Below are 26,440 nucleotides of genomic sequence, written 5' to 3' on the forward strand. Positions count from 1 at the left end.
CCCCCTGGATTATAGCCGGTCCGGATCTATTCCTTTTGTTTCCCGCCCAAATATCATAACCGTAAGAGCACCGATTACGATCGCGACAAAAAAGACAATAAATACTGAGGTAATCGATGTGCCCTTATCAATCAGCAGACCTACCAGATACGGTCCAATAATGCCGCCAATCCGGCCAAACGCTGCCGCAAAGCCAACCCCGGTGGAACGTACGTTTGTCGGATACACCTCAGGCGTATAAGCGTACATAGCCCCCCAAGCCCCCAGGTTGAAAAACGAGAGAAACATGCCCGCCGTAAGCAACATGCCTGCGGTAACGGCATTGCCAAACCAAATCGCGCACGCTGCAGTCATTAGCAAATACACGCCAAGAACGGCTTTACGACCTATTTTCTCGATCAAATAAGCAGCCGTGAAATAGCCCGGCAACTGGGCCAATGTAATGATCAATACATATTGGAAGCTCTTAACCAGCGTAAAACCTTTCATGACCATAACCGTCGGAAGCCACAAGAACATCCCGTAATACGAGAACACAACGGTAAACCATAAGATCCATAACGTAAGGGTTGCCCTCTGATAACGCCCCGACCAGATCGATGCCATTCTTTCCCTAAAGCCAAGCCTCGTTCTCTCTGCCTGCTCTTTGTAACGCGGAGAATCTTCAATCGCTTGGCGGAGGAATAAAGCATAAACCGCCGGCAAAGCGCCAATGACAAGCGCCATCCTCCATCCGTAATGAGGAATGAAGAAATAGGAGATGAGCGCAGCCAGAATCCAGCCCCCCGCCCAAAAGCTTTCCAGCAATACAATCGCTTTGCCTCTCACGTTTACCGGCACCGATTCCGAGACTAGCGTAGAAGCAACGGGAAGCTCACCCCCCAGACCAAATCCGGCAACAAAACGGAGGATAGACAACACAAGCAAATTAGGAGCAAGCGCAGATAGTCCGCTGGCAACGGAAAACAATAACAAAGTCCAGAGTAAAACGGCTTTTCTGCCATAACGATCCGCAAGCGAACCGGATACCGCGGCCCCAAATGCCATTCCGGTAGAATTAATGGCAGCCAATAAGCCAATTTGTTGCGCATTAAGATTCCAATCCACGCTTAATGCCGCAGCAATAAAGGAGACAAGTCCCACGTCCATGGCGTCAAACAACCAGCTGAAGCCGGCACTTAATAGCAATTTCCGGTTCCGCGGCTCGCTCAATAAGGAAGTTTCGCTCTTCATGACAGTTCCTCCAGCCTTAACCATATCGTTATTTACAATTTGCCCGGAAATGAATGCCATTATGTAACGAGTCATGGGACAAAGAGGATCGGAAATAGGATGAGAAATAGAGCGTATTAGAGCGGAGGATGGGAATGGGAAATAAACAGGAGGTTATCGTTGTCGTAATCCCGATAGCGGAGGTAAAAAAATTCATTCTCATTGATGTGGTCATCAGCACGGCCGTGTACTATGCCCTCGTTATTCCGTTTCATTCCTTCCTTGCGGCAACAGCCGGAAGCATGGCGCTGCCCATGGTGATCCGGCGAACGTTAAAGCATCGCAACCGCCGCTAGTTGCGACTCCACTGTTCAAAGGCATGGCGGAGCAAATAAACATAGCTGTTGTTATGCTTCAACACTTCCCGAAGCTTGTCCGGATAGTCAGTAAATATGCCGTCAACTCCAAAGTCCAGCGCCCGATCCATGGTAAGTTGGTAATTAACCGTGTAGGGATAGATTTGAAGACCGGCTTTTTGTACCTTGCGAACATAAGCTCGATTAAGCTTCGGAAAATTAGGGCTGATGCCTTGCGCGTATCTTTTAATTTTTCGCAGGGAGGAATCCGTAATTCGTGCCGGCGTGTTATACCATATAAGTTGCAAGAGGATAATCCGGTCATTCATTCGGTGGATCTTCTTCAAGCTCCTCGCGTCAAACGCTTGAATGATGACATGATCTTCCAGTTGGAAACGGCGAATCAAAGCGAGCAGTTTGTCTTCGATTCCTGGGTTGTATGCCGTATCCTTAATCTCCAGTACATAATGAATGTTTCGGCCAAAAGCTCTGAATATTTCCTCAAGCGAAGGCACTTGCTGATTCGCGTACTCCCCCTTCGCGTACATCGGATGATGCTTATTGAACCAAGAGCCTGCATCAAGCTGTTTAATGGCTTCTAAGCTCATTGAAGCAACCTTCCCCTTGGCATTGGTCGTCCGATTCACCGTATGGTCATGCATCGCAATAATGTGTCCGTCTTTGGTCAACTGCAGATCGATCTCAATATAATCCGCGCCGGATGCCACGGCTTGACGGAATGCCGCAAGCGTATGCTCGGGAGCATACGCGGATGCTCCTCTGTGGGCAATAACAGATACGTCTTTGCGAGCACGCTGACCAGCGGACGCGGAAGGCTGATCGGCGACCGTCATGATCAGAATGAGGACAATGGCAACAAGCGTTCCGTGCAGCAAATAGTTATAAAAGGACGATAATTCTTTCCTTCCCATGGTTGGAAGCCTCCCTTCCTTCTATTGCCCTTAACGTGTCTCAGCCATTTTCTTTTTATGCGATTTCCACATAAATGAATGAAAAAAAGCCGCCTCCGCATGATGCGGAAAGCAGCTTCTTCTGTATATGGAATTAATACGTAGCGCCTTGCAAAAACTTAACCCGCTCCCCCATTGGCGGAACTTCGTTGCCTTCGACATTGATCTCGATCACAATAGGTCCTCTCGATTGGTCGAACCATTCCTTCGCTAGCTCAGGCCGGAGCTCGTCCAAGGAGTTGGCCTGCGCGTAACGGATGCCAAGCGCTTTGGCCACATCCGCGATTTGGGTCCGCTCTTGAGAGAAGTCTTCCAGACAACGTTTGTACTGAAGCAAATGTCCGTGGTAGACCATGCCAAGCCGGGCATTGTTAATGACGACAAACACAATCGGCAAGTTGTATTCTTTGGCTGTCAGCACTTCCATGCCGTGCATAAAGAAGCAGCCGTCACCGGTAATGCTGATGACGGGACGATCCGGTTCAGCAAGCTGAGCGCCTAGTGCTCCGCTGATCCCCGATCCCATTCCGCCAAAGTTGATATTGATATCGAAAGCCTGATTCTCGCGGACCTTAATATTCTGAATCGAGTAGGTCATGAACTCGCCGATATCCACGTAATACCGGGCATTGTCGGGAGCAATCAGATTCAGCTGGCGGATCGCCGCTTTCGTATTCCAATCCTCTGTCTCCGGTCCTGCCGATTCCGCCGTAGTTGCCGCTTCAAGATAACCCTTCGAAATCTCCTGAAGCTGCTCTTCTTGGATCCCTTGGGTAAGGCGGTCAATGATCGTCCACATTGCAAGTTCGATATCTCCATGCACCGGATAAGCCGTATCGAAGCATTTGCCAAGCTCACGCTTGTCATGGTCAATATGAATGATCTGCTTGCCGTCCACCAGCCGTTCATCCCAGCTGCTTGTAGCGGATTCCCCTAATGCGGAACCAACTATCATTAACAAGTCATGATTGTCGCCGCGCAAATATTCTACCGCGGAATCATTGCTCGCTAGTCCATAGACGCCAAGAGCTAGAGGATGATTTTCCGGGAATGCTCCTTTGCCGCGAGGCGTGGTTGCCACAGGCCAACCGGTTAGTTCGGCGAAATGCAGCATGGTTTCTTTGAAAGCCTTTGAGCCATGCCCCAGCAGCAAAGCTCCGCGTCGTCCCGCTGACACAACGGCAGCCGCAGCCGCTTCAATCTCGGCTTCATCCGGCGTAACGGGCATTGCCGCCACAGCCTTTAATTCTTCGGGCTCGCCAATCTCCGTCATTTGGATGTTGATTGGAATCGTAATATGTACCGGTCCGGGAGTACCGCTAATCGCGGTATTATAAGCTTCCGCCAGTACGCGCGGCAGTTCCATTGGATCGGTAACCGTGATGCTCAGCTTCGTAATGGAGGCGAAGATCGGATCGGCGTTTAACTCTTGTCCGCCGCCTCTACCGAATTTTGTCGTTGGGATGGCACCTGTCAGAAAAATGACCGGAAGCTTCTCGCGCCATGCATTTGCTGCAGGGGTTACCAGATTGGTTGCGCCGGGACCGCTGGAACCGACGCAAACAGATGGTATTCCTGTAATTCTCGTATAGGCTGCCGCCATATAACCTGAACTTGACTCATGCTTGGCTACAATGGATGTTAATTCTGGAAGTTCATGCAAGCAATCATACAATGCGTTAATCGAGCCCGCCGGGACTCCGAAAATGTACTTGACCCCTTGACTAACCAAAAATCTTAATCCAGCTTCGATCGCTCTCATCTTTATCCCCTTCTTCTCTCTCTTATTTCTTGACGGTAAATTTAAATACCGAACCTTCTCCTTCCGTAGAATCGAATGAAATCGTGCCCCCGTGCATCTCAATCAATTGCTTCGAAATGGCAAGGCCAAGGCCCGTGCCGTTAATTTGATTATTAACCTGATAGAATTTCGTGAAAATATTTTTCTGTTTCTCTACCGGAATGCCAATTCCGGTATCAATCACTTCAATCGTCATTGCGCCTGCTTCCATGTAAGCCTTAATCGTAATTCTCCCTCTCTCGGGAGTAAACTTAATGGAGTTGGACAAAAGGTTCAGCAATATTTGCAAAATCCGCTCACGGTCCGCGCGCATCGTTGTGTCTACGCCGGCACTGATCTCAACGTCAAGTTCAAGCTTCTTCTTGTTCACGAGAGAATCCACGATATGTATGGCTTCCTGGATCAATTCCTCGAAATCAAACTCGGAATACATAAGCTCGAACTTCCCGTTCTCCATCTTTGCAAAGTCCAGCAATTCATTCACTTGGTTAAGCAATCGCTCGATCGATTTCCCTGCCGTCTCCAGCAGATCGTGCTGGGAGTCGTTCAGTTTGCCAAGCACTTCCTTGCGCAAAATATCAACGGTTCCTTTGACCGCCGTGATTGGGGTTCTAAGCTCATGCGACAGCGTAGCGATAAAATCGCTCTTCAGCTCATTCAAGTATTCGAGCTCTTTCACAAGCCCTTCCAGCTTGAAGTTCGCTTGCTGCAGCTCCATAGAACGAACATTCACCGAATAGTCGAGATGTTCCGTATGGATCGCATTGGCCAATGCCGTTGCTGTAACGTCTGCGATCGATTGGCAGAATTCCATCTCACCTTGCTCGTATTCACGGCAGATATGCATCGTTGGAATAACAACATCGCCAAACACGCGGTCTTTCGCAACTAGCGGAATTACCAGCAAGCTCTTAATGCCAAACATTTCGCAAGCCCGGTGATCCGGTCGCGAATCGGCGTACACGTCAGAAATGGCAATCGCTTTTTTCTCCGTTACGACCTCATAGAACAGCTTGTCTTTATCGATGCTCAGCTTAATTTGTTCGCGGTGCCTATTCTTCCATTCCTCTTCCGTAACGCTAACCGAGGAAATATGATAAGGCTCAATCGTACGGTCCTTTTCATTGTACAGATGGATTCCGACCTCGTCGGAGCCTGTTGCGCGTTTCATGTAATGGAAGCAGGTTTTTAATACTTCGCGGACAGAAAGCGATTTGGACAAGGCTTTTGTCGCATCAAGCAACAGTTGCTGCTTGTCCACCAGATTTTTCGTATTCTCGAACATCTGGATGTTATGAATCGCTACGCTAACCATATTGACGAACGCTTCCGTTACTTCGATCTGTTCGCGCGTCAAATTCATTGGCTTGCCGAAATCGTGGACGAATACGACGCCAAAGATCGAATCGTTCACAATAACCGGAATGCCGAGAATGGACTGGATTTTCATGAGCAGCTTTTTGTCATCGTCAATCCGTTCGTCAAGACTGGTATCGCCGATGTAATCACTGGCTCTTCTCTCCAGAATATCGCGGACAAAGCGGTCTTTTTGCGGGTCGATCAACAGCTCGGTAATATCGATGGACATCTTATTTCCTTTGTAACCAATGAAGGTGCCGTCAGGCTGCTTAAGGAAAAAGCCGACCAGATCAGCCTGCGTAATTTCGCTAGCGATGGCATCTACGAATACTTGCAAAATATCGGAGAGCTCAAACTGCGAGTTAATTACCTTCGTCATCAGAAACAATTTCTTGAAGCTTTTTAATTCCATCATAATTATTCACCTATCCATCCGTTTAATAGATCGTGATCTGATTTTTGCCGCTTTGTTTGGAGCGCATTAAGGCTTGATCGGCGAAGCCTATGATCTGTTCAAAGGAATACTGTTCAAAACTCGTTGCCACTCCGATACTTACGGAAGCGATATCTTTTTGCTCGATGATAGAACCGATGGCCAGTTCATTAACCGTCCGGATAATTTCCTGCGCCGTTTCGACCGCGCCATCTTCTTCATGCAGCAGCACGAGAAACTCATCTCCGCCGAATCGGAATGCCAAATCGTTATCGGGCTTAATGGTCTTCTGAATGATCGAGGCGATAGCCTTCAACACTTGATCGCCTATGAGATGGCCGTAAGTGTCGTTAATGGCTTTGAAATTATCCATATCGATCATCAGCATGGCGCCGTAATCCGTTAAGTTATCGACTTCGCTTAAGTACATCCGGTTATACAAACCGGTTAAAGCGTCGGTATTGGCTTTTTCGGACAGTTTTTCTGTAACACTAAGCAGACGCTGGAGCTTCTTCTTCTGACCAAGAGCATAATTCACCTTCATCTCAAGCAGATCAAGATCGTAAGGCTTGGTCAGATAATCGAAAGCGCCTAGCTGCAGCCCTTGCAAAATATCTTTCTTCTGCACGTTGGCTGACAGGAAAATGATAGGGGTATCAAATCCGCCTTGGCTCATCCAATGCTTGCAGACATCAAACCCGGACATATCCGGCATCATCACGTCTAGAAGGATGAGATCGGGTCGAATTTCATCGTACACTGCTAATGCCTCTGTTCCGCATTCTGCCGTATGTATGCTGTAATTTAAAGAGTTCAAAAATATACGAAGAATTTGTACATTATGCGGTTCATCGTCTACGATGAGTATCTTTTCACGCAATGACATATGCCAACTCTCTTTCCGATTTCATTCGCCTTTTGTTAAGGGGCTCATCGTCATTTGCTCATCGATGATGTCAAGAAACAGCTTGACGAGTTGTTCGTCAAACTGCGTATTCGCATTCGTTATTAATTGCTTCCTTACCTCATCCACATGCAAGGAACTTCTGTATACCCGGGTTGACGTCATCGCGTCGAACGCATCGGCAATGCTGACGATTCGGACTAGAAACGGAATTTCGTTCCCGTGAAGACCATCCGGGTAACCTCTTCCGTCCACGCGCTCATGATGCCATCTGACGATTGGAAGAATCTCCTTCACTTCCGGAAGATCCTTCAGCAGCTCATATCCAATGGCAGGATGTTGCCGGATCACATCAAATTCCTCATCCGACAGCCTGCCCGGCTTCATGAGAATATGATCCGGAATAGCCAGCTTGCCAATATCGTGCAGGAGCGCCGCCACCTTCAGAAGTTCAAGTTCCGACGGATTTAGCCCGATTCTCTCTCCCAGCAAGGAGGAGTAAAAGGCAACGTTGTAACAATGGTCCACCGTAAAGCTATCCTTCATCCGCAGCGTATTGAACAGGCTTTCATAAGATTGTTCTTTCAAAAACTGCTTGCGGAAATAGATCTTGTCGATGAGCTGGTCCATATGCAATTTGTTAATTCGGCAAATTTGAAGCTCTTCGGATGTTAATGATCGCTGAGATTGGAAACAAAGCAGGAGTGTTCCGTTTGTTGCATTGCGTTTAATATGGAAGGGATATATGGTGTGGAAAGACGTCTCTGCAATTGAGATTCCGTCTATCTTATCATCTTGTCGAAGTGGCCTTCCATCAGGAATGCGTTCAAAGAAATCAGCTTGCACAGCCAGCTCTTGAAGCTGGTTGCTATCAACTTGAAGCATATTGTAAGAATACGCCACTGGCTCCTGTCGCTGTGTATCTTCCATTAGAACCAAGCAGATTTGCTCGCAGCCGATCGATTCTTTTAAAAAATGGCCAAGAAGCCCCATTGAATCAAATATGGAGTTTGAGTTAATGACGCTCTTGAAAAATACCGAATTTTGCATGCTTCAACCTCTATTTCTCAATATTACATGAAGCTTTAATCCTTAGTTCATTCGACATATAGTCTTTTTTTCCTCTATTTGCAAAGAAAAAAATGTCGTTTTATTGGGTAAATCATCTAATTGTTATTCTCTGCTCTCCACCCTTAACGGCTTTGCGTCGATTGGAATATGTTTAATCGGTATAAACTGGGATTCAAAGCTGCCTTCATAATGAAATACAAGGCCAAACAACGGATTATTAATATTTACGCGGATGCGGAATTTATCTAGCTGATCGTCGTACCATTCGATGACGTCCGCCGTAGCGGTCAGCGGCGTGGGGAAAGCAAATTGAATGAACCCTTCGTAGAAACGCTGCGCGCCCGAACGGATCCGGATTCCGCCGTTAGCAGCGGCGCTCACCTCCAAATCTACGGCTAGGTGCTGCTTATTGCCTAAATAATCGACGATTCTGTTCCGCTCCGAGCTGTAAATCATCGTCGCGTCAAAATGCCGGACCGCGTGTTTGAATTGAAACTTGCGAATCCAAGTGACGGTCTCCCGGCCTAAGCTGTCGCAATAAGCATAATTTTCAATCGTAAACGGGATGTTCCGCCCGCCTTGCGGAAACATAATATGCCTAGAAGCTCCGAGGATCAGCGGCAAAGCAGCCCACTTGGCGAACCAGATCCGCTCCATCACGCCTGAACCGATGGATGCGACCTGATCCATGCTGCTGTAGCCAAACCGCTCTTGAATGCGCGGATGCAGCTTGTAAAATTCCGTCCCCAATGCTTGCTCGTAGATTGATTTACTCATCTCTTCCACTCCCCTTGAGTTCGAATGCAGCGCCCCGCGTCCGGCAAATCCCGGCAAGTCCATAACCCTGCCAGATTCAACCCAACCATAGCAGCGCTTAGGACAAGCGGATTAAAAGGGTGAGTAAGCAATAATGGCGCGTTAATAAGCGCCCCTGCCGATAGAACTACTAATCCGAATAACTGCAAGCCATAAATATGCGCCGACCGGTGATAGAGGAGCTGAATAAACCCAAGTACAATCTCCGCGCCACCAAGCCACTTCAAAGCGAGCAGCTCCGTCCCGGGGAACAAATGAATGCCCTGCATAATCGCCAGCTCACCGGCTTCGGGGAATAGCCATTTCGGAACGAGACCTTCATACAACCACAGAAAACTGAGTAACAAGACGCACATATAGTGAAGAACGGTACGCTGCAAGCTGACTGCCGGCGGAATCTGCTTCTCCAGCCATAACCTTAAGACATCAAAGCTGAAGGCAGTAGCCCATCCGAACAAGGGGCGAAAGAGCAGCCGGTCAAACCATTGCCCCCAAACGCCAAACCGCGTTGCATAATCGTATTTCGTCAAGAAAGTAATAGAGTCCGCATTGGGTTTGGGCCGGTATTGCCAATATCCCGCTCCGTGACGGATTAACGATATCGGCTGTTCCGAACCAAAAGCAAGCGTGGACAAGCGGACACCCGTCACCCGGTGAATGGCCGATTTGGTTCGTCCGGTTCCGCTTATGCGAAGTCCAAAGCCGATGCGGGTCTCATAGCGGAAATGTTGCGGACTGCCTTCTGACTTCCGCGGTAAATACGCAATATTTGAAAACCTCAAATCCCATTGCTCGTGCAGCTCTGCGGTTTGGGTATACGCCCACAGCTTATCCATATCGGTATGAATATCCAGTTCTACGTAAATCGGCCGACTTTTCGAATTTCGTCTCATCTTGTATCCGCTCCCCTCCCTTTCATTCTAGGATTGGAGGTTGTAATCTGGCAGTTCTAACTTTTGTAGTACCCGGGGCACTCAGATTAATAAGCAGACTGCGCATTCAAATGTTCTTCCGATCGCCATTGCTCGGGGATTCCTTCGGAACTATTCCAATAGAATTGGAATCCCCTTACAAAAGCGAACGTTTCACTTCTCCAGAATCATTTGAATGCTCCGTCTGCGATTAATCTTCATTTTTGACCGAAAAAAATGGTGCAGGATTAACCCCTGCACCATTTTTTATTTTGGCGGAAGAAGTCCTTTCCGCCGTACTTTTTCTACCGCTTCTTTGCGGCTTGTTACGCCTAGCTTTTTGAGCATTTTGTTTACTTGATTTTTGAGCGTGCTTTCCGCCTTGTACAGCTTTTTCTCCATCTGGGGCTGCGTATAACCTTGCTCGATCAATTCAAACACTTCGCGTTCGGCTTGGGTCAGCTGCTTGAGCTGCTCTTCCCGCTTCAATCGGGCGTAATCCTTCAGCAGCGCGTCCATCGCCCTCGGATGCTGATGGGCGCTTCGAATAATAGGAGGCAGCTCCTTGTAGTTTGTTTTCTCCACGAAGTTAACCGCTCCAGCCGTAAAAGCCTGCATAATGATCGATTCATCCTTCATAGACGTCAACATGATAATCCTCGCCGGATGGATGTCGTTTAGCTCAATGGCCGTATAGATACCTTCTTCATTGTAATCCGTCAGCTGAATATCTAGCAGCACAACGTCAAAGGCCAGCTGTTTCGCTTTCTCCAATGCCTCATTGGATGAAGTTGCCGAGCCTACGACTTCAAAGTCAGGTTCGCTGCTCAAATAAGCGGTCATCGCCCGGATCCAGTCCGGGTCATCTTCCACGAGAAAGATTTTGATCGTGGTCATGTTAGGATCTCATCCTCCTGTTACCCGCGGGCGAAATCTTTTTGCAGGGAAATGAAAAATAACCGCCGTCCCCTCATCCACTCGGCTAAGGACTTCCACTGAACCGCCGCTTTTCTTCATCACGTTATACACGTAAGAAAGCCCCAACCCAAAGTTGCCGGACCGTCCTTTCGTGCTGAAAAACGGCTCAAACACCCGCTCCAGCCGATCGGCCGGAATCCCCGTCCCATTGTCGCATATCGTAAGCTGCATGTTTTTTTTGACGCGCTCCAACCGAATCGTCAACAGTCCGCCGACTTCCATTGCTTCAATCGCATTCGTCAACACGTTGCCAAACGCCTCGGACAGATGAACCGGATCGCCATTGACAATCAGTGCATCCTTATAATCGGCCAGCACCTGGATCCGTTTCCGGTCTAATAATCCCTGATGCAGCTGGATGCAGTCCTCGAGGAGCTGATCCAGCCTGACTGACTTCTCTTCCAGGACAATATCCCTAAGCTGGCTGTGAATCCGGTTCACCATGCCAAGCATATGCCCCGAGGCCGCTTCAATAATAGCCAAATGGCCTAACGAGTCAGGAGAAAGAGTAGACAATTCGCGCTTTAAGTTATCCGAACTGATCGCGATTTTGCCGATTTCATTCTTAATCGAATGATTAAGCTGAACCGCGCCGGAACTAACCGCCTTCATCGCGCCTTCAAAAGGGTCTTGCTCGAAACGGAGTTTGACGCCAAGCACCCCATATATAAACGTACAAATGAGAGCAACCGAAAACGAATAAATAATAAAAAACGATACATAGCGGAAGCTATCCCTATCCGGAACAAACACGGCTGCCACATTAATAAACAAAAGAGCCGCGATAATCGTTGGCACTATGATAATGGTAGCAATAAACCGGTTCCTGCGTTTGCGGCGGTTCGTCTCCTTCCACAAAGAAACAATCAGGATCGTACATGCCGCCAAATAATAAGGCGCCGCCCAGCCCAGCAAGAAACGGAAATCCATGCGGAATTCGGGCTGGACGGGAGTCGCAAACACCGTGCCGAGTGGAAGCAGAAACAGAAGCAGCTTGAGAACCATTCTAGCCTTGATGCTTGTTACCAGCTCGGAGTACACCAGGCTGAATATCAAGATCCCGTAAGGGGTAAGCGTATGGTTGAGCAGCTGCTCGATATTCGCCAAATGACCATACCCGTGTTGGTTAAGCATATCCGTCAAGCCGCCAATCGCCGCAGCACTCAGGAAAAAAGCCGCCCAACGGTTCATCTCGCCGCGGGGATTGTTCGCCAGCAAAACAATCCCCGCGGTTAGCAGCGTAAAGAAATAATAAATCATCTAGGAAACGGATAACCCCAAATAAGCGAGCAATAAGGCGGCGGTATTTACAATAGCTTCGGAATGCGTGCGCTCCATGGCATGCGAAGCATGAACTCCCGGTCCGATTAAGGCGGCGCGAATATTGCTTCCTCCCCGCAGCGCCGCAGAAGCGTCGGAGCCATATTGCGGATAAATATCCACGGCATGCGGCAACTGGTGTTGCTTCGCCAGCTCGATCAGCTTCGAAGTCATCTCGTAATCGTAGGGTCCCGATGAGTCTTTCGCGCAAATCGACACATCGTATTCGGTCGTGGACAAATCATCGCCTATTGCCCCCATATCAACCGCAATCAACTCGGTAATGTCTGCCGGCATATACGAGTTGCCATGTCCAACCTCTTCATAAGTGGAAAAAATCAGCTTGAGCGTCCGTTCCGGCCGTTTGCCGGCCCGGTTCATCCACTCCAGCAGACCAAACAAAGCGGCGACGCTTGCTTTATCATCCAGGTGACGGGATTTCACCCAGCCGGTAGGATGCATGCGAACCCTCGGATCCCAGGATACGATGTCGCCAACGGCTATCCCCAGCTTCTCCGTTTCTTCCTTGCTGGAGGTTCGTTCATCGATACGAATCTCCATATTGGCTTCCTCGCGCTTCCAGTCTCTTGCATCGGGATAGACGTGGACGGAGGTTTTGGTAGAAAGCACGGTACCTTCGTATTGCCTTCCGTCTCTAGTGTGGATCAGGCAATACTCGCCTTCAATGGTATGCATGTTATATCCGCCGATTGGCGTAATTCGCAGCATCCCATTAGGTTTGATCGCACGAACCATAGCGCCGAGCGTATCGACATGTGCCGTATAAGCAATTGCGTCTTTGGATGACCCGCTTCCCTCTACGGTGATCATGCCGTTTCCTTTTGGCGTGCGTTCCATCTTGTAACCCAGCTTCTCCGCTTCTTCCTCGAGCCGCTTCATTATGTTCATGCAATAACCGCTTGGGCTAGGCGTATTCAGCAGTTCCTCCAGAAATTTCAATATATATTTACGATTTAAAGTTTTGTTTAGCGGGTTTTCCATATGTCCAGCTCCTTCTTATTTCTTGGAATAGGCTTTTTCATGAAAGCCGGTTATGTAACGAAACAGCTTTTTACCGCTTTTGTCCCCGAGCCAGCCCGATTCCTCATTCAGCTGTTTGTACATGGCACGGTATGGTTCCGGTACCCAAATGTAGGGATGCTCATAATCGGTTAAGGTGAAACCGTTCTTCTCCCAGAATTTGATCCGCTGCTCGTTCTCCTTCTTGCGCTCCGATTCCACCTCGATTAACAACCCGTCAAGCTTCTCCTGCCTAGCCCACTCCGTTATCGCCTGAATCAACCGCGAGCCGATCCCCTCGCCTCTGCGCCCGTTATGGACCGCAATATAATCAATGAGCAGAATCCTGCCGCTGCCTGTGAGACCAGTCAAAGCCATTGCTTGAACTTCATCGTCTTCGTATAGGATATGCAGGAAACAGTCCATCTTCCTAAACATCCCGGCAATGACGGAATCCGGCTTGCGTCCTTCCTTTGGAAATGACTGCTCGTACAGCTTTTTGGCTAGTGGCCAAAACCGGTCATCCAGCACGTCTAAAGTCTTGAACATGTCTGACTCCTTTTATACTCGTTAGCTCTTAAACCTAGTGTACCACTTCTCCCGGTTATTGACGTTATTTTCAAAATATACGATAGTAAATAAATATCTTGAATGCTTAAGATGAGGAGAAACGCTACCTATGACTCATTTATTAAAAACAATCTCCTTCCGGCTCCTTCTTGCCGCGATTGTCGGCATTTGCGCCGGATCAGCATCCGCGTTATTCCTGACCAGCTTGGAATGGGCAACCGACACGTCCCTTCACCATACCTGGTTGCTATGGTTGCTGCCTTTGGGAGGAGCGCTTGTAAGCTGGTTATATCTCCAATACGGAAAAGACGCGGCAAAAGGGAATAACCTGCTGCTCGATCGGATTTATGGCGGAGAATCTGCCGTCCCGCTGAGGATGGCGCCGCTAGTATTATTCGGTACGCTTGTTACCCATCTGTTCAGCGGCTCAGCCGGCCGGGAAGGCACCGCCGTTCAGATGGGAGGAAGCTTGGCCGAGCTCATTAGCAAGAAGTTCCGGCTGGCACATGCCGAGCGAACCATTATCCTCTTGTGCGGGATCAGCAGCGGCTTTGGCTCCGTATTCGGAACTCCGGCTGCCGGAGCGGTGTTTGCGCTTGAAGTTGCGGCGATTGGAGCGATCTCCTTAAATGCCGTTTTGCCTGTTCTGCTAGCTAGTTACGCAGGTCATTTCATGACGTTAGCCTGGGGCGTGCATCATCTTCATTATTCCATGGGGCCAGTTCCTCATCCGAACGTCATGCTCCTGCTCAAAATCGCCGCAGCCGCTATTATGTTTGGTCTGACCGCCTTCTTGTTCGTCACCTTAACCCATCGCCTAAAGGCATGGTTTACGAAGCTTCTGCCCAATCCAATCATCAAAAGCTTTATAGGCGGGTTAATTATCATTGCGCTAGTCTATATAGTCGGAACCCGCGACTACCTTGGCCTTGGCTTGCCTTTGTTGCAACACTCATTCCAGGAAACGGCCGCACCGCTTGCCTTCTTGTGGAAGACCCTCTTCACTTCCATTACGCTAGGAGCCGGATATCAAGGCGGTGAAGTTACACCGTTATTCGTTATTGGCTCTACGCTTGGCAGCGCGTTAGCCCATCTATTCGCTATTTCCGTGCCGATGCTCGCCGGAATCGGCTTAATCTCTGTATTTAGCGGGGCGACGAATACGCCTGTTGCCAGCTTCATCCTCGGCATCGAGCTGTTTGGTCTTCATGGCTACGGCTGGCTGTATATGTTGATCGGCTGCGCGATTGCCTATCTCTGCTCCGGCATGCCGGCGATTTATTCAGCCCAACGTTCCCGCCGCTACTTCAAAGAATTATGGGACTAAGTACCCTTAGGCTTCTCACGTCATAGGATGGAGAAGCAGATACACGATTTGCTAACGCAAAAAAGCCGCCCACGGCGGCTATCGTCCGTAAACGGCTGATTACACAAGTGTTGTTTATTTGCCAAAGCGCTGACGATAGCCGCATTTGCGGCAAAGCTCCTCAACGGCTTCGCGTCTGGAGAACCCGTCAATTAGATTAGTCGCCCGCTGCCCTTCAATAATCTCGGCAAATGGCTGTACATTCACGTTGCCCAGATCGATTACCCCTTCGCCGTCCAGACAACAAGGCACCACCGTTCCGTCGATCAGAATTCCCGCTTGATTTCGCATTCCATAGCAGAAACCTTTCCCGTCATCCTCTTTCGCTTTCAAATCCGGCCATTCGAATTCGTAATCCTGGTTCAAATAGACGCGATCGGCGATCTTGACCCCACTGCCCGGAACGACCTTCTCTTCGATTAAATAATCGAGCTCGAATTCCTTCTCAATCAAGGACAAAATTTCGCGGTTCCGCTGTCTCTCGGCATTGGTCATATTATCTTGGGTCAAGTTCCAGAGCCGGAATGACGTAATCATGTCCGTCTGCTCTCTGGCCTCCCGGACGAAAGACAACACATTGCCGATATAACCTTCTTTATCCGTGGAGCCCGCATGACCGTCAAAGCTATGCAGCGAGAAGTTCATTTGCCTAATCGCCGGTTTGGATAACAGCTTATGTTTATTTTTCTGAAGTAACGTGCCATTTGTCGTAATATTGACCTTAAAACCTTTCTCGTGGCTAATATCGAGCAGCTCGTCAATCTTCGGATGGAGCAGCGGTTCGCCCTTCAGATGAAAATAAATATAGTCCGTAAACGGCTTAATCTGGTCTAATCGGCTGGTGAAATCTTCTATGCTAATGAATCCTTTCGCACGTTCCGTCGGCGGACAGAAGTGGCAGGACAGATTACAAATGCTCGTAATTTCAATATAAAATTTCTTGAATCTCTTCATGCTTCAAAGCTCCATTCTTCACGATGCTAACCAAGTCTATCCCCCATTATACCACTAAAATCATTCAGGAGGTTGATTCGTTTATGTTTATGCAAGGAATGTCCGTTCAGCAAAAAGCCATGATGTTAATTGGTCGCCCGGTTGGCATTTCCCTTCGCAACGGTCAAGGCGTATCCGGCGTTATCTGTACCGTGCAAGGCAACGAAGTGTATATCATGCAATATATGTACCAAAGCCAGTTCGCTACCCATCACTACAATTTCAACATGATTGCGGATATTACTCCATTCCCTCCTTGCTAAGGCCATACCATCAAAAAAACCGCGGAACCAATCCCGCGGTTTTTTGTTGCTATTATCGTACAATAATAGCTGTCACTTTGTTAAGCGCCACGTAAATCTTGGATTTAAACGCTTTAAGCACGACAACTCCCTTTTTCACGCGCAAAACGTAACCAACAATTTCTTCGCCTGATACGGTTTTCAGTACAACCAATTGATTTTTCGCTTTTGCCGCTTCCAATACTCTTACATATTCAATAGGGAACGGAATTATAACTGCCATGAGGATCCCCCCTTTCCGATCTGCTAATCTACTAATATGAGATTGCTAGAATAGCGTTCGGGCTATTTGCAAAAAAAAAAACAAAGGCAGAGCAGGACCCAATCGTCCTTCTCTGCCTCTTACATTCTGCTTATTGTTTAATGACGGATTTATTAATGGCTGAAATCATATCTTGCGAATACTGGCGGTACAAGCCAAGACGCCAAAGCGCAGCGCCTTTCAATTGATATCGTTTGGCAAGGCCAAGCTTATCGTCAATCGACTCCGGTGTTTCTGCCCTCAGATCGATCCCAAGCAGCAGCTTGGATTTCGGAACGCCGGCATTAATAGCCTGCTGAATAGCTTCATTCACTTTGTTGTTTGGCTCCGGCACTTGCGGCGCGGTTCCCGAAGGATTGTATTTGTAAGCCATCAGAATAAGATCATCGGCGAGTGATGCAAGCGTCTTGTAATCGTAACCTTTATAGGCGCTGTTAGGCGCATGGACTACAAGAGACAAGGCAATCCCTTCCGGGAGTGCTTCCTTCAGCTGCTTCACGTAAGCATTTAAGAGCTTCTGCTGTTCGATCTTGTCCAGTTGAAAACCTAGACCTTCGAAATCGAGAACAACCCCGCCAAAGCCGTAATCTCCAATGGCTTTCGTAATGCCGCTAATGGAATTCGCGCGGAGCGTGTCGCTGCTCATCATGTTCGTCAATTCGTTTTGTCCGTCCAAGGAATACACCATCAGATAAGGCTTAATCGACTTGGCAGCGGCATCACCGACAAGCGACTGAGGCGTAACCTCGCCGTTTGGCTGCGGAACGCGGTACTCCGAACCTTCAAGCGTAAAGTTGCCGTTGCGGTCAATCCGGCTCCAGCCGAAAGCTACCGAGTTGGCGTTATCGACAAGATCGCGTTCGGCATACGAAGACAAAGCGTAAAACGTACGCAGATGCATCGCTTTTTGCGGCGATTTGATGGATACGGTATTGGTTGATTGGCTCCAGCCGACTTGCGCGCCAAATTGCGTGCTGAAAAAGCTCAGCGGAATCAGTACCCGGTTATTTCTCATCATTGGAGCTGCCGGCAACTTCACGTTATCGCCGTTCACAACGGCCATGCTGCTGCCGATCTTCATCGATAGCGTAATCGCCTTGCCCTGCTTGGTACCCTCTGCGGTTACCGTCTGCGTCTGCTCGCTCCATACCACCTTCTGCAGACCAAGCGCTTCGCCAATCGTACGGAACGGCACAAAGGTAACGCCTTTGACAATAATAGGCGGACTGTCAAAAGGCAGCTCTACATCATCTAATAGAATAGTTGTTTTGGCAGGAACAGCCGTTGTTGATGCCGTCGTCACGACAGCTGCCGCGTCCGCTTGGCTTTCCTGTATGCCGCTTGTTAACAAGGCAAGCGCTAGAACAGCTGCGGCTGATTTAATTCCCCATTGGTTCATCTCGTTATGTCCTCCCATGCTTCCTCCTAATCTACTAACAAGTGGAAGTTCAGCACTGTCCTAGTATATCAATGTTTACTAGAGATCACAAATGATAGAACAGTCACGAGAGAATGACGGATTGGAAAAAAAGAGGTGCCCCTCCGTCATTTTCATGACTTATGGGACACCTTCAAGTTTCATACATTCAAATTTCGGTGCATGTTGTAATAGATGCCTTCCAGTTGCATTAAATCTTGATGCGATCCTTGTTCGGCAACCATCCCTTTGTCAATAACGAGAATCGTATCCGCATTCTGAATCGTCGACAGCCGGTGAGCAATGACAAAGCTGGTTCGACCTTCCATCATTTGCAGCATCGCTTCTTGAATCCGGAGCTCGGTTCGAGTATCGATGCTGCTAGTTGCTTCATCGAGGATGAGGATCGAAGGCTCCGCAAGAATCGCCCTGGCAATCGCAAGCAGCTGCCGCTGGCCTTGGCTGAGATTGCCGCCGTTCTCCGTAAGCGGGGTATCGTACTGCTGGGGAAGCCGCCGGATGAATCCATCCGCTCCTGCCATCCGCGCCGCTCTACGCACCTCTTCGTCGGATGCTTCCGGCTTGCCGTATTTCAAATTATCTTTCACCGTGCCGGAGAATAGATACGTATCCTGCAAGACGATGCCAAAAGTCCGGCGAAGGCTGTCTCTTGTATATTGGCGTATATCCCTGCCGTCAATTAGAATCCGCCCGCCTGTAACATCATAGAATCGGCTAAGCATATTAATGACGGTCGTCTTGCCCGCGCCTGTTGGTCCAACTAAAGCCGTGCTGCTGCCCGCTTCAGCCGTGAAGCTGATTCCTTTCAGAATCTGCACGTCGCTGCGGTAGCCGAACTGAACATTGTCGAACACAACCTCGCCTTTCGGATGGATCAGCTCGACCGCATCCGGCGCATCCTCGGGCTCTTCTTTCTCGTCCAGCACTTCAAATACACGCTCCGCGCCCGCGATCCCGGATTGAAGAATGTTGTACGTATTGGCCAAATCCATCAGCGGCCGTACAAATTGCCTGGAATAGCTGAGAAAGCTGGCAATGACGCCAACGGTGATCATTCCTTTTACCGCCATCATTCCTCCGCAAATCGCTACCGCCGCAAAGCCGATATTGTTAATTACCGCGAGCAGCGGCATCATAAAGCCGGACCAGATTTGCGCGTTGGTGCTGACTTTGCACAATTCATCGTTATCCTTGCGGAAATCAGCGATCGAGGTCGCTTCATAGTTGAACGCTTTAACGACCTGGAACCCGGTAATGGTCTCTTCAATCTGGCCGTTCAGCCGGCCAAGCTGAGCTTGCTGATTCTTAAACAACGCACTTGTGCGCTTCGTAATCGTTCTGGCTAGCATATACACTAGGGGGACGGTAATCAAGCTGGCTAACGTAAGCAGCGGACTGAGCACAAGCATCATAATAAGCGAACCAAGCAAAGCAATGGATCCGCTCATCAGCTGGGCTGCCGTCTGAGAGACTGACGTACTGACGTTATCGATGTCATTGGACAAACGGCTCATCAATTCTCCGTGCCTGCGGGTGTCGAAATAGACGAGCGGCAGCTTCTGCAGCTTCGCGAATAACGAGCGCCGCAAATGGCTAACGATTCGCTGGGAGATGCCTGCCATCAACCATCCCTGCAGGAAGGACAGAGACGCATCAGACATATACGCGGCTAATAGCGCAATTAATACGATATGCAGCAGTTTGAAATCAACGGCACCTGGGCCTCCCGCCATTGCGTTGACTGCTACGCCAATTAAATAAGGTCCTAACAGCATAATGGCCGAATCAATGAGAATAAACCCAAATACGATGGCAAGATGCTTCCGTTCTCCGCTTAAGTAACCCCATAACCGCATCATGGTAGCTTTGAAGTTTTTGGGCTTTTGCTTGGGTCCCCCGCGGCCGCCAAACCCGCCGCCTGGACGACCCGCCATCGGCATCGCCACTTCGGGGCGCGCGTTTCCGCTTGTTCCGTTAGGCTGAGGCATGACTGTCCACCTCCTTGCCGATTTGCGAGCGATAGATCTCCTGATAGACCTGGCATTCTTGAAGCAGACTGTCATGGCTGCCCATTCCGACGATTTCACCGTCATCCATAACGATGATCGTACCCGCGTCCTTCACGGACGAGATTCTCTGCGCAATGAGCAGCGTGGTCACTCCTATCGCGAATTGGCTGATCGCCTGCTTAATATTCGCTTCCGTCGCGCTGTCCAGCGCGCTGGTACTGTCATCTAGAATGAGAATATCCGGCTTGCGGACAAGCGCCCTTGCAATGGAGACCCGTTGCTTCTGACCGCCGGAGAAGTTAACGCCGCCTTGTCCAATCATCGTATCGTACTGTTCCGGCAGTTCGGAAATAAAAGCGTGCGCGGAAGCCATTCGAGCTGCTTCCACCACTTCGTCCAGCGTTGCATCCTGTTTGCCAATCCGGATATTGTCGATGACGGGACCGGTAAACAAAATGGATTTTTGCGGGACGATGGCGATTTTCTCTCTAAGCTCGTGCATGTCCAGCTCCCTGACGTCGATGCCGCTAATCTTGATCGAACCGCTCGTTACGTCATAGAAACGCGGGATCAGATTAACGAGCGTGCTTTTGCCGGAGCCGGTAGAACCGATGATGGCGACTGTCTCGCCAGGCTGGCAGCTGAAGCTGACCGATTTGAGAACAGGTTCCCCTCCCAAACCCTCGTAGGAGAAACTAACCTTGTCGAATTCGATCGAACCTTTCTCTTTAAGCACTTTCACCGGTTTCTTAAAATCCGTCATCGGATTGGTCTCGGCAAGCACCTGAATAATCCGTCCGCCCGAAGCTTTCGCCCGCACGAACATGTTGAAGATCATCGTCATTGTCGTCAGCGAGAACAAAATCTGCGTCATGTAATTAACGAAAGCGATAATATGGCCCACTTGCGTATGACCGTTGTCCACACGGATCCCGCCAAGCCAAATAACCGCCACGATCCCGATGTTCATCGTTAATGTAACCGTCGGGCTAAATACCGCCATGACGCGCTGGGCAGAGATTGAACGGGCCTCATATTGCTTGTTGATGCCGTTAAACTTATCGACCTCGAGATCGAAGCGATTGAAGGCTTTGACAACCCGCACTCCCGACAAATATTCGCGCATGACGCCATTAAGCCGGTCGAGGGCGTTCTGTACCTTTACGAACAAAGGTAAACCTACTCTCATATTGAGTACGATCATTAAGCCAACGAGCGGAATGGCACACATCAAGACGATCGATAAATACGGATTTAGCCGGAAGGCCATAATAAAGCCCCCGATGCAAAGCATCGGTGCTTTAACAAAAATCCGCATCATGCCGTTCACGAAGTTCTGCACCTGCGTGACGTCGTTCGTCAATCTGGTAACAAGCGACGCCCGGTCGAAGCGGTCAACGCTTTCGAAGCTTAAACCTTGAATTTTCTCGTATAAATCCTGTCTAAGCTCGGCGCCAAAACGCTGCGATACGATGCTTGAGACGATATTGCGGCCCGATGCCGCAAGCGCGCCTCCGAGCGTAATAAGAAGCATCCAACCTCCGAAGTGGAGCACCTTATCCATCTGCTTGCTCGCAACGCCTTCGTCAACGATATGCGACATCATCGTTGGCTGCAGCAAGTCCGCTAAAGCTTCGACGCTGACCAGCAGGACGGAAACGGTGAACAGGAGGCCGTATTTCCGAACGTATTTCATCATGTGCTGCACGTACAGATCCCCTTTCCCATAAGCAATAACGACAACCATATTGGGTTAGCGATAGATAGCCTCACTTCAACTGGCTCTGCCATAATACAAGCGACTTCTGATCGGCTTCCGCGCCAATGGTCTTCAGAAGTTCACCTTCTTGCGTAGACGCCACTGCCAAGCCGTTCCACTTCTCCACCACGATTTTGGACAGCTGCTGGCGACGCAGCAACGTAACAAAAATCCATTTGAGGTCTTCCGCCGAAGCTCCTCGCTCAGAATCTTCGACCGGTTCCATCGTATGGATTCGTTTCCCGTTGTTCTCAATCCAGTAAAGCCATTGGTCGCCCCGCAAGACAAGAAAATGCCCCGCTTTGCGCGCAAAGCCGCATTCCTGCCCGGAAGGCCAGTCGAGCAGAAGGCCAAACGGATTGGCCGGATCTACAGCCGATAGCAGCGTCAGCGTATCTTGTATGCCTGACCCGGCAAGAAACGGCTTGCGGATGGCGTCCGCCATGTCAGGCGTCGTAAATTGCATCGTAATCGAGCCGTCGATGAACAAACCGCGGGTGAGCGTCCCCCATTCCTCCAGCCTCCGCAATACCGGCTGCAGTTGGTCCCAGCCGTATGGCGTGACGGAAGAGGTCAGCTCTTTTGTGATAATTCCGTACGTATCCAGCAAATGGCGGATCCAATACATTTCCGGAGGATCCGATGCTTGTTGATCCGAAGCCTCCTCTGCCAGGCTACCGGTCCAATACCATCTGCCAAGCCCCGAGCCGGTCTTGGCGTAGTCCTTGCCCTTCTTCATCGTTAACAGACGGAGCGGTGCGAACTGGTCATTGGATGCATGGCCTTCCCACGCCAAATCAAGCAGCGCAGATAACAGTTCCGTCGGCAGCTTGCCGGTATCGCGCGATAGCCGGGTCAGGAAGCTGGCGCCGCTGCGCTTCAGCAGCTCCAGGAGTTCGGGATGCGAAGGCGGTTTGGCCTGGATGTCCGCGAGAAGAGGCTCGTAGATGGAACGGCTTCCGGCGAGGAAGAAAGCGACTTTGCCTTCTTTTTCTTCCGGTTGCTTCTTGCCAAGCCATAAAATTTCTCCGGTAGCACAGAGCTGATCAAGATCTTCCTTCCGGTAATCCGCGATACGCGTCCGGAATATAATCGATTCCCAATGCGATATCGGCAGAAAAAGCCCTTGGAGACGTTCGATGACCAGCTTCAATCCTTCGCTGCCGCGGAGCTGTGCTCCTTGCAGCGCATGTTGCCGAAGCGCGATCTGCGCGCACCACCGTATAGGGGAAGCCGCCTGCACCTGCTTGCGCGCTTCGCCTATGGACAACCGGATCATGCGCTCGGCGGCACGACGGCTTGACCAAATCCGCTCGTCCTGCGTTGCAGCGAATGGGGCTTGCTCAAGACTGCCCTCTTCTCTCAGCTTGTCGATCAGCCTTCTCGCTTCGAGCAGCGTAAGCTGCGGATAACGTTCGCATAGTTCCAGCTCCGTGAAGGAAAGCCGGTTATCCGCAAACCGCCGGATAATAAAGGATGCCGCTTCATCCGATTGAGGGAAGCCTTCATAGATTTCCAGTTCATCGCGGCAGATCCATCTCGATTCCTCTTCCGGAGTGTCCGCCGAAGGCCGGAATACCGCGAGTTCTCCAGCTCGAAGGAGCTCTTCGGCCCATCCTACGGCTCGCGTATCCGACAGCTGAATCAATTCATCCGCCGCCAGATCGCCGCGTCGCTTGAGCAGACGAACCACGTCACCCGCTTCGCGAAGCTCGGCGAATGGCTCCGATAATCGCTGCTTCTCCGCTTCGATTACCTGCTCGGGTATGGCACTCCGAAGCGCCTGCTCGCCAAATAACCGGCCGGCCAACTCCTTGCTGACGTTCATAAGCTGCATCTGAATGGCCGGATCAAGCCCGTCACCTTCATAGATGCGCATATTGACATAATCGGCGAGAAACTGGGTAGCCATCGGGGAGGGGAATTCCGTCTCTTTCACTACGACCTGAATTTCACCCGTTTGAATGGCGGTTAAGAGTGAACGAACTTCTTCGAGCGATAAATACTCGTGCAGGCAAACCTTCATCGCTTCCGTCAAATAGGGAAAATGCTCCGCGTAAGGCAGTGCCGAACGCAGCAGCTCTTCGCTTCTTAGCCGTTTCTGCCATAACGGCGTTCGGCCGAAGTTTCGGGATAATAGCAGCGAAGTTTCGGCAATATGCCGGAAGGCAATCGCAAGCAGCGGCGATCCCGTAATCGCTTCGGTAAGCAGAGCTTCGACATTCGCCGGCGTGACTTGCCAAATCGTTTGCAGCCAGGAGGAATCCCATTCCGGCAGAACAAATTCAATGCCGTTGTCTTTGGCATTGCCATATAGCCGGTAAGGAAGCAGCAGCTCGAACTGCCGTTCAATCGCTAGCAGCCAAGTCCGGTTAACCCGTCTGCCAAACGGATTATGCATAATAACATGCGTCTGGTTCATCAGATCGCGGTACGTCTCGATCACGATCCGTTTATCCGTCGGCAACTCGCATGCCGATTGTTGGGAACGAATGAGCGACAACAGCTGCTCTGCCGTGTAATCATCCATCCGGTATTGCCCGGTTAACCAATCGATCAACTGTTCTTCTTCCCCCTGTTGAAGGCGCTGGTCAATCTCCGCGATAAATGCCCCGACCTTCATGCCCAGCGAATAGGTTCTTCCTATCCCTTCAGCACGCCAAAACGGGATCTCGCTAAAGCGATTGCCAGCTTCGGAGACGTAGACCCGGTCCTTGTCGATCCGTCGGATCATCCAGCCGTTCATGCCGAGCTGGAATACATCGCCCACCCGGCTTTCCTGTACAAACTCCTCGTCCAGCTCTCCCAGATGGACGCGGCTGTCTACATGATGCACCGGGTATGCGGAGCTTGACGGGATTGTTCCGGCGCCGGTTAACGCGCCGATCATCGTGTTCCGCCGCTTCACGAGTTGATCCGTGTCGCGGTTCCAATCCAGCAGCGGCCGCATAAACGGGTAGAACCCGGCCAGCACCTGCAGCATGGCCCGAAGCTGACCGATCGGGAAGCTTCGGTAGCTGTCGCTTCGGGCGATCAGCCGATGCAGATCGCCCACCGCGATGTCCCCCGCCGCAACGATGGATATCGTCTGCTGCGAGAGGACATCCAGCCGATCCCGCGGGATCCGGATCGGCTCAATATCCCGCTCGGCAATCAACTTGCCGAGCACCGCCATCTCCGGCAGCACGCCCCGCTGCCGGGCAACCATCGCGCCGCGGCTGGCGCTGCCGACGGCGTGGCCCGCCCGGCCGATCCGCTGAATGCCGGATGCGGCTTCAACGGGCGAATCCAGCTGAATAACCAGCTCGATATGCCCAACATCAATGCCAAGCTCGAGCGATGAAGTAGCCACGATGCAGCGCAGCTCGCCTGCCTTCAGCATCCGTTCCACTTCAAGCCGCCGCTCCTTGGCAATGCTGCCATGATGGGCCCGCGCCATTTCGTAACCGGCATGGTCGTTCAGCCGCAGGCATAACCGCTCGCATAACCGGCGGCTGTTCACGAAAATAATAACCGATCGGCAATCGGACATAAGCGCAAACAGCCTGTCCAGAATCGGCAGCCATACCGCATCGCGGGTCTGCATCGGCTGCGATTGATCGGGCATCGTAAGCGACACTTCGAGCTGCTTGCTCATATGGCTCTCCACGATCGTAACCGGACGCGGCGCATACGCTAGCGGATGAACGAATCCTTCTTCTTTTTCCGCTATGCGGCCATTCGCCAGTTCCTGCCATCCGCCCAAAAATCTGGCCACTCGCTCCAAAGGCTTTTGCGTGGCCGATACGCCGATCCTTTGAATCCGTCTGCCGCACAACACTTCTAGCCGTTCTAACGAAAGGGAAAGATGCGATCCTCTTTTGTCCGCGGCCAGATCATGAATCTCGTCAATGATCGCGTAAGAGACGGTCTTCAGCATGTCTCTGCCCTTCTCGGAGGTCAATAGAATATACAAAGATTCCGGCGTTGTTACGAGAATATCCGGCGGTTTCCGATACATAGCGGATCGAACGGAGCTGGTTGTATCCCCTGTCCGCACGCCGCTCCGTAGCCCCGGCCAGTTATGATCCGCGGAGGCAGCCCGCTTGTCTATCTGCTCGATAAAGGTCACCAGATGATCGTGTATGTCGTTGTTAAGCGCCTTCAGCGGCGTAATATAGAGCAGCCTTACGCCAGATTGGCGTTGCTGCTCTTTCATTCGCGCAATGCCATCCAGGCATGGCAATACGCCCGCTAGCGTTTTGCCTGAGCCGGTCGGAGCGGCAATCAGCGTGTTGTCGCCGGCTGAAATCGCTTTCCAAGCTTGCTTTTGGACATCCGTCGGTTCACCGAACGTTGCCTCGAACCATTCCGCCAGGGACGGGTGAAAAGGAGATAATGACGGGCTTAGCATCACTTTCAGCTCCATCTGATTAAAGTCGCGTTCATTTCTTTTACTACTATATTATATCAGCACAAACAGACATTCGCCAAAACGAAAACAACGCATGGATCGTCCACAGAAACGTGTGGGACTCACCATGCGTTGGCTTGCTTATTCAAGATACAAAATGTATCATAATAATATAATATTCTTCCAAATAAAGGGA

The 26,440-nt window shown here is 50.4% G+C and carries 21 protein-coding genes; 3 read left to right on the forward strand and 18 right to left on the reverse strand.

What is annotated here, in order from left to right; genetic code table 11:
* Window positions 1-9: 9 nt before the first annotated feature.
* Complete coding sequence (locus tag QQK89_RS11590) at window positions 10-1,233, reverse strand: MFS transporter (RefSeq protein WP_284238728.1); 1,224 nt, start codon at window positions 1,231-1,233, stop codon at window positions 10-12.
* A gap of 134 nt (window positions 1,234-1,367) precedes the next feature.
* Between QQK89_RS11590 and QQK89_RS11595 the strand changes: the two genes are divergently transcribed.
* The gene (locus tag QQK89_RS11595; RefSeq protein ID WP_284238729.1) at window positions 1,368-1,568 is read left to right on the forward strand and encodes a hypothetical protein; all 201 of its coding nucleotides are present in this window, start codon (window positions 1,368-1,370) and stop codon (window positions 1,566-1,568) included.
* Here the strand turns inward: QQK89_RS11595 and QQK89_RS11600 are convergent.
* From QQK89_RS11600 to QQK89_RS11650, 11 genes are all read right to left on the reverse strand, one after another.
* Window positions 1,565-2,500: a glycerophosphodiester phosphodiesterase gene (locus QQK89_RS11600; RefSeq protein ID WP_284238730.1), complete on the reverse strand. Its 936-nt coding sequence runs from the start codon at window positions 2,498-2,500 to the stop codon at window positions 1,565-1,567. The genes QQK89_RS11595 and QQK89_RS11600 overlap by 4 nt on opposite strands.
* A gap of 133 nt (window positions 2,501-2,633) precedes the next feature.
* Window positions 2,634-4,301, reverse strand: a complete 1,668-nt coding sequence (locus QQK89_RS11605; RefSeq protein ID WP_284238731.1) for a thiamine pyrophosphate-binding protein — start codon at window positions 4,299-4,301, stop codon at window positions 2,634-2,636.
* Between the two features lie 22 nt (window positions 4,302-4,323).
* A complete protein-coding gene (locus tag QQK89_RS11610) occupies window positions 4,324-6,114 on the reverse strand; it encodes a GAF domain-containing sensor histidine kinase (RefSeq protein WP_284238732.1) in 1,791 nt (596 codons plus the stop codon).
* A 22-nt stretch (window positions 6,115-6,136) separates the two neighbouring features.
* The gene (locus tag QQK89_RS11615) at window positions 6,137-7,018 is read right to left on the reverse strand and encodes a GGDEF domain-containing response regulator (RefSeq protein WP_284238733.1); all 882 of its coding nucleotides are present in this window, start codon (window positions 7,016-7,018) and stop codon (window positions 6,137-6,139) included.
* Between the two features lie 21 nt (window positions 7,019-7,039).
* Complete coding sequence (locus QQK89_RS11620) at window positions 7,040-8,086, reverse strand: HD-GYP domain-containing protein (protein ID WP_284238734.1); 1,047 nt, start codon at window positions 8,084-8,086, stop codon at window positions 7,040-7,042.
* A gap of 123 nt (window positions 8,087-8,209) precedes the next feature.
* Window positions 8,210-8,884: a DUF4166 domain-containing protein gene (locus QQK89_RS11625; RefSeq protein WP_284238735.1), complete on the reverse strand. Its 675-nt coding sequence runs from the start codon at window positions 8,882-8,884 to the stop codon at window positions 8,210-8,212.
* Window positions 8,881-9,816, reverse strand: coding sequence for a DoxX-like family protein (locus tag QQK89_RS11630; protein ID WP_284238736.1), 936 nt, complete (start codon window positions 9,814-9,816; stop codon window positions 8,881-8,883). Before QQK89_RS11630 ends, QQK89_RS11625 begins: the two co-directional genes overlap by 4 nt.
* Window positions 9,817-10,101: 285 nt before the next feature.
* Window positions 10,102-10,731: a response regulator transcription factor gene (locus tag QQK89_RS11635; protein ID WP_284238737.1), complete on the reverse strand. Its 630-nt coding sequence runs from the start codon at window positions 10,729-10,731 to the stop codon at window positions 10,102-10,104.
* A gap of 9 nt (window positions 10,732-10,740) precedes the next feature.
* A complete protein-coding gene (locus tag QQK89_RS11640; RefSeq protein ID WP_284238738.1) occupies window positions 10,741-12,072 on the reverse strand; it encodes a sensor histidine kinase in 1,332 nt (443 codons plus the stop codon).
* A complete protein-coding gene (locus QQK89_RS11645) occupies window positions 12,073-13,134 on the reverse strand; it encodes a M42 family metallopeptidase (protein ID WP_284238739.1) in 1,062 nt (353 codons plus the stop codon).
* A 15-nt stretch (window positions 13,135-13,149) separates the two neighbouring features.
* Window positions 13,150-13,701 (reverse strand): GNAT family N-acetyltransferase, encoded by a 552-nt coding sequence (locus QQK89_RS11650; RefSeq protein WP_284238740.1) that lies wholly within the window; start codon window positions 13,699-13,701, stop codon window positions 13,150-13,152.
* 130 nt (window positions 13,702-13,831) lie between these two features.
* Here QQK89_RS11650 and QQK89_RS11655 point away from each other — a divergent pair, with 130 nt between their 5' ends.
* Complete coding sequence (locus QQK89_RS11655) at window positions 13,832-15,049, forward strand: chloride channel protein (RefSeq protein ID WP_284238741.1); 1,218 nt, start codon at window positions 13,832-13,834, stop codon at window positions 15,047-15,049.
* Between the two features lie 114 nt (window positions 15,050-15,163).
* Here QQK89_RS11655 and QQK89_RS11660 read toward each other — a convergent pair whose 3' ends face one another.
* Window positions 15,164-16,042, reverse strand: coding sequence for a radical SAM/SPASM domain-containing protein (locus tag QQK89_RS11660; protein WP_284238742.1), 879 nt, complete (start codon window positions 16,040-16,042; stop codon window positions 15,164-15,166).
* A gap of 98 nt (window positions 16,043-16,140) precedes the next feature.
* Between QQK89_RS11660 and QQK89_RS11665 the strand changes: the two genes are divergently transcribed.
* A complete protein-coding gene (locus QQK89_RS11665; protein WP_284238899.1) occupies window positions 16,141-16,344 on the forward strand; it encodes a hypothetical protein in 204 nt (67 codons plus the stop codon).
* 52 nt (window positions 16,345-16,396) lie between these two features.
* Here QQK89_RS11665 and QQK89_RS11670 read toward each other — a convergent pair whose 3' ends face one another.
* The 5 genes from QQK89_RS11670 to QQK89_RS11690 all read right to left on the reverse strand — a co-directional run bounded on the left by QQK89_RS11670 (window position 16,397) and on the right by QQK89_RS11690 (window position 26,244).
* Window positions 16,397-16,606, reverse strand: coding sequence for a hypothetical protein (locus tag QQK89_RS11670; RefSeq protein WP_284238743.1), 210 nt, complete (start codon window positions 16,604-16,606; stop codon window positions 16,397-16,399).
* Window positions 16,607-16,736: 130 nt separating this feature from the next.
* Window positions 16,737-18,044, reverse strand: coding sequence for a stalk domain-containing protein (locus QQK89_RS11675; protein ID WP_284238744.1), 1,308 nt, complete (start codon window positions 18,042-18,044; stop codon window positions 16,737-16,739).
* Between the two features lie 179 nt (window positions 18,045-18,223).
* On the reverse strand, window positions 18,224-20,071 hold the full coding sequence (locus QQK89_RS11680; RefSeq protein ID WP_434481663.1) for an ABC transporter ATP-binding protein: 1,848 nt from the start codon (window positions 20,069-20,071) through the stop codon (window positions 18,224-18,226).
* Window positions 20,058-21,800 carry an ABC transporter ATP-binding protein gene (locus tag QQK89_RS11685; RefSeq protein WP_284238745.1) on the reverse strand — a complete coding sequence of 581 codons (1,743 nt, stop codon included), beginning with the start codon at window positions 21,798-21,800 and terminating at the stop codon, window positions 20,058-20,060. Before QQK89_RS11685 ends, QQK89_RS11680 begins: the two co-directional genes overlap by 14 nt.
* A gap of 61 nt (window positions 21,801-21,861) precedes the next feature.
* The gene (locus QQK89_RS11690) at window positions 21,862-26,244 is read right to left on the reverse strand and encodes a DEAD/DEAH box helicase (protein ID WP_434481671.1); all 4,383 of its coding nucleotides are present in this window, start codon (window positions 26,242-26,244) and stop codon (window positions 21,862-21,864) included.
* Between the last annotated feature and the right edge of the window lie 196 nt (window positions 26,245-26,440).

It is taken from the genome of Paenibacillus glycanilyticus (assembly GCF_030161375.1).
GTDB classification, from domain to species: domain Bacteria; phylum Bacillota; class Bacilli; order Paenibacillales; family Paenibacillaceae; genus Pristimantibacillus; species Pristimantibacillus glycanilyticus_B.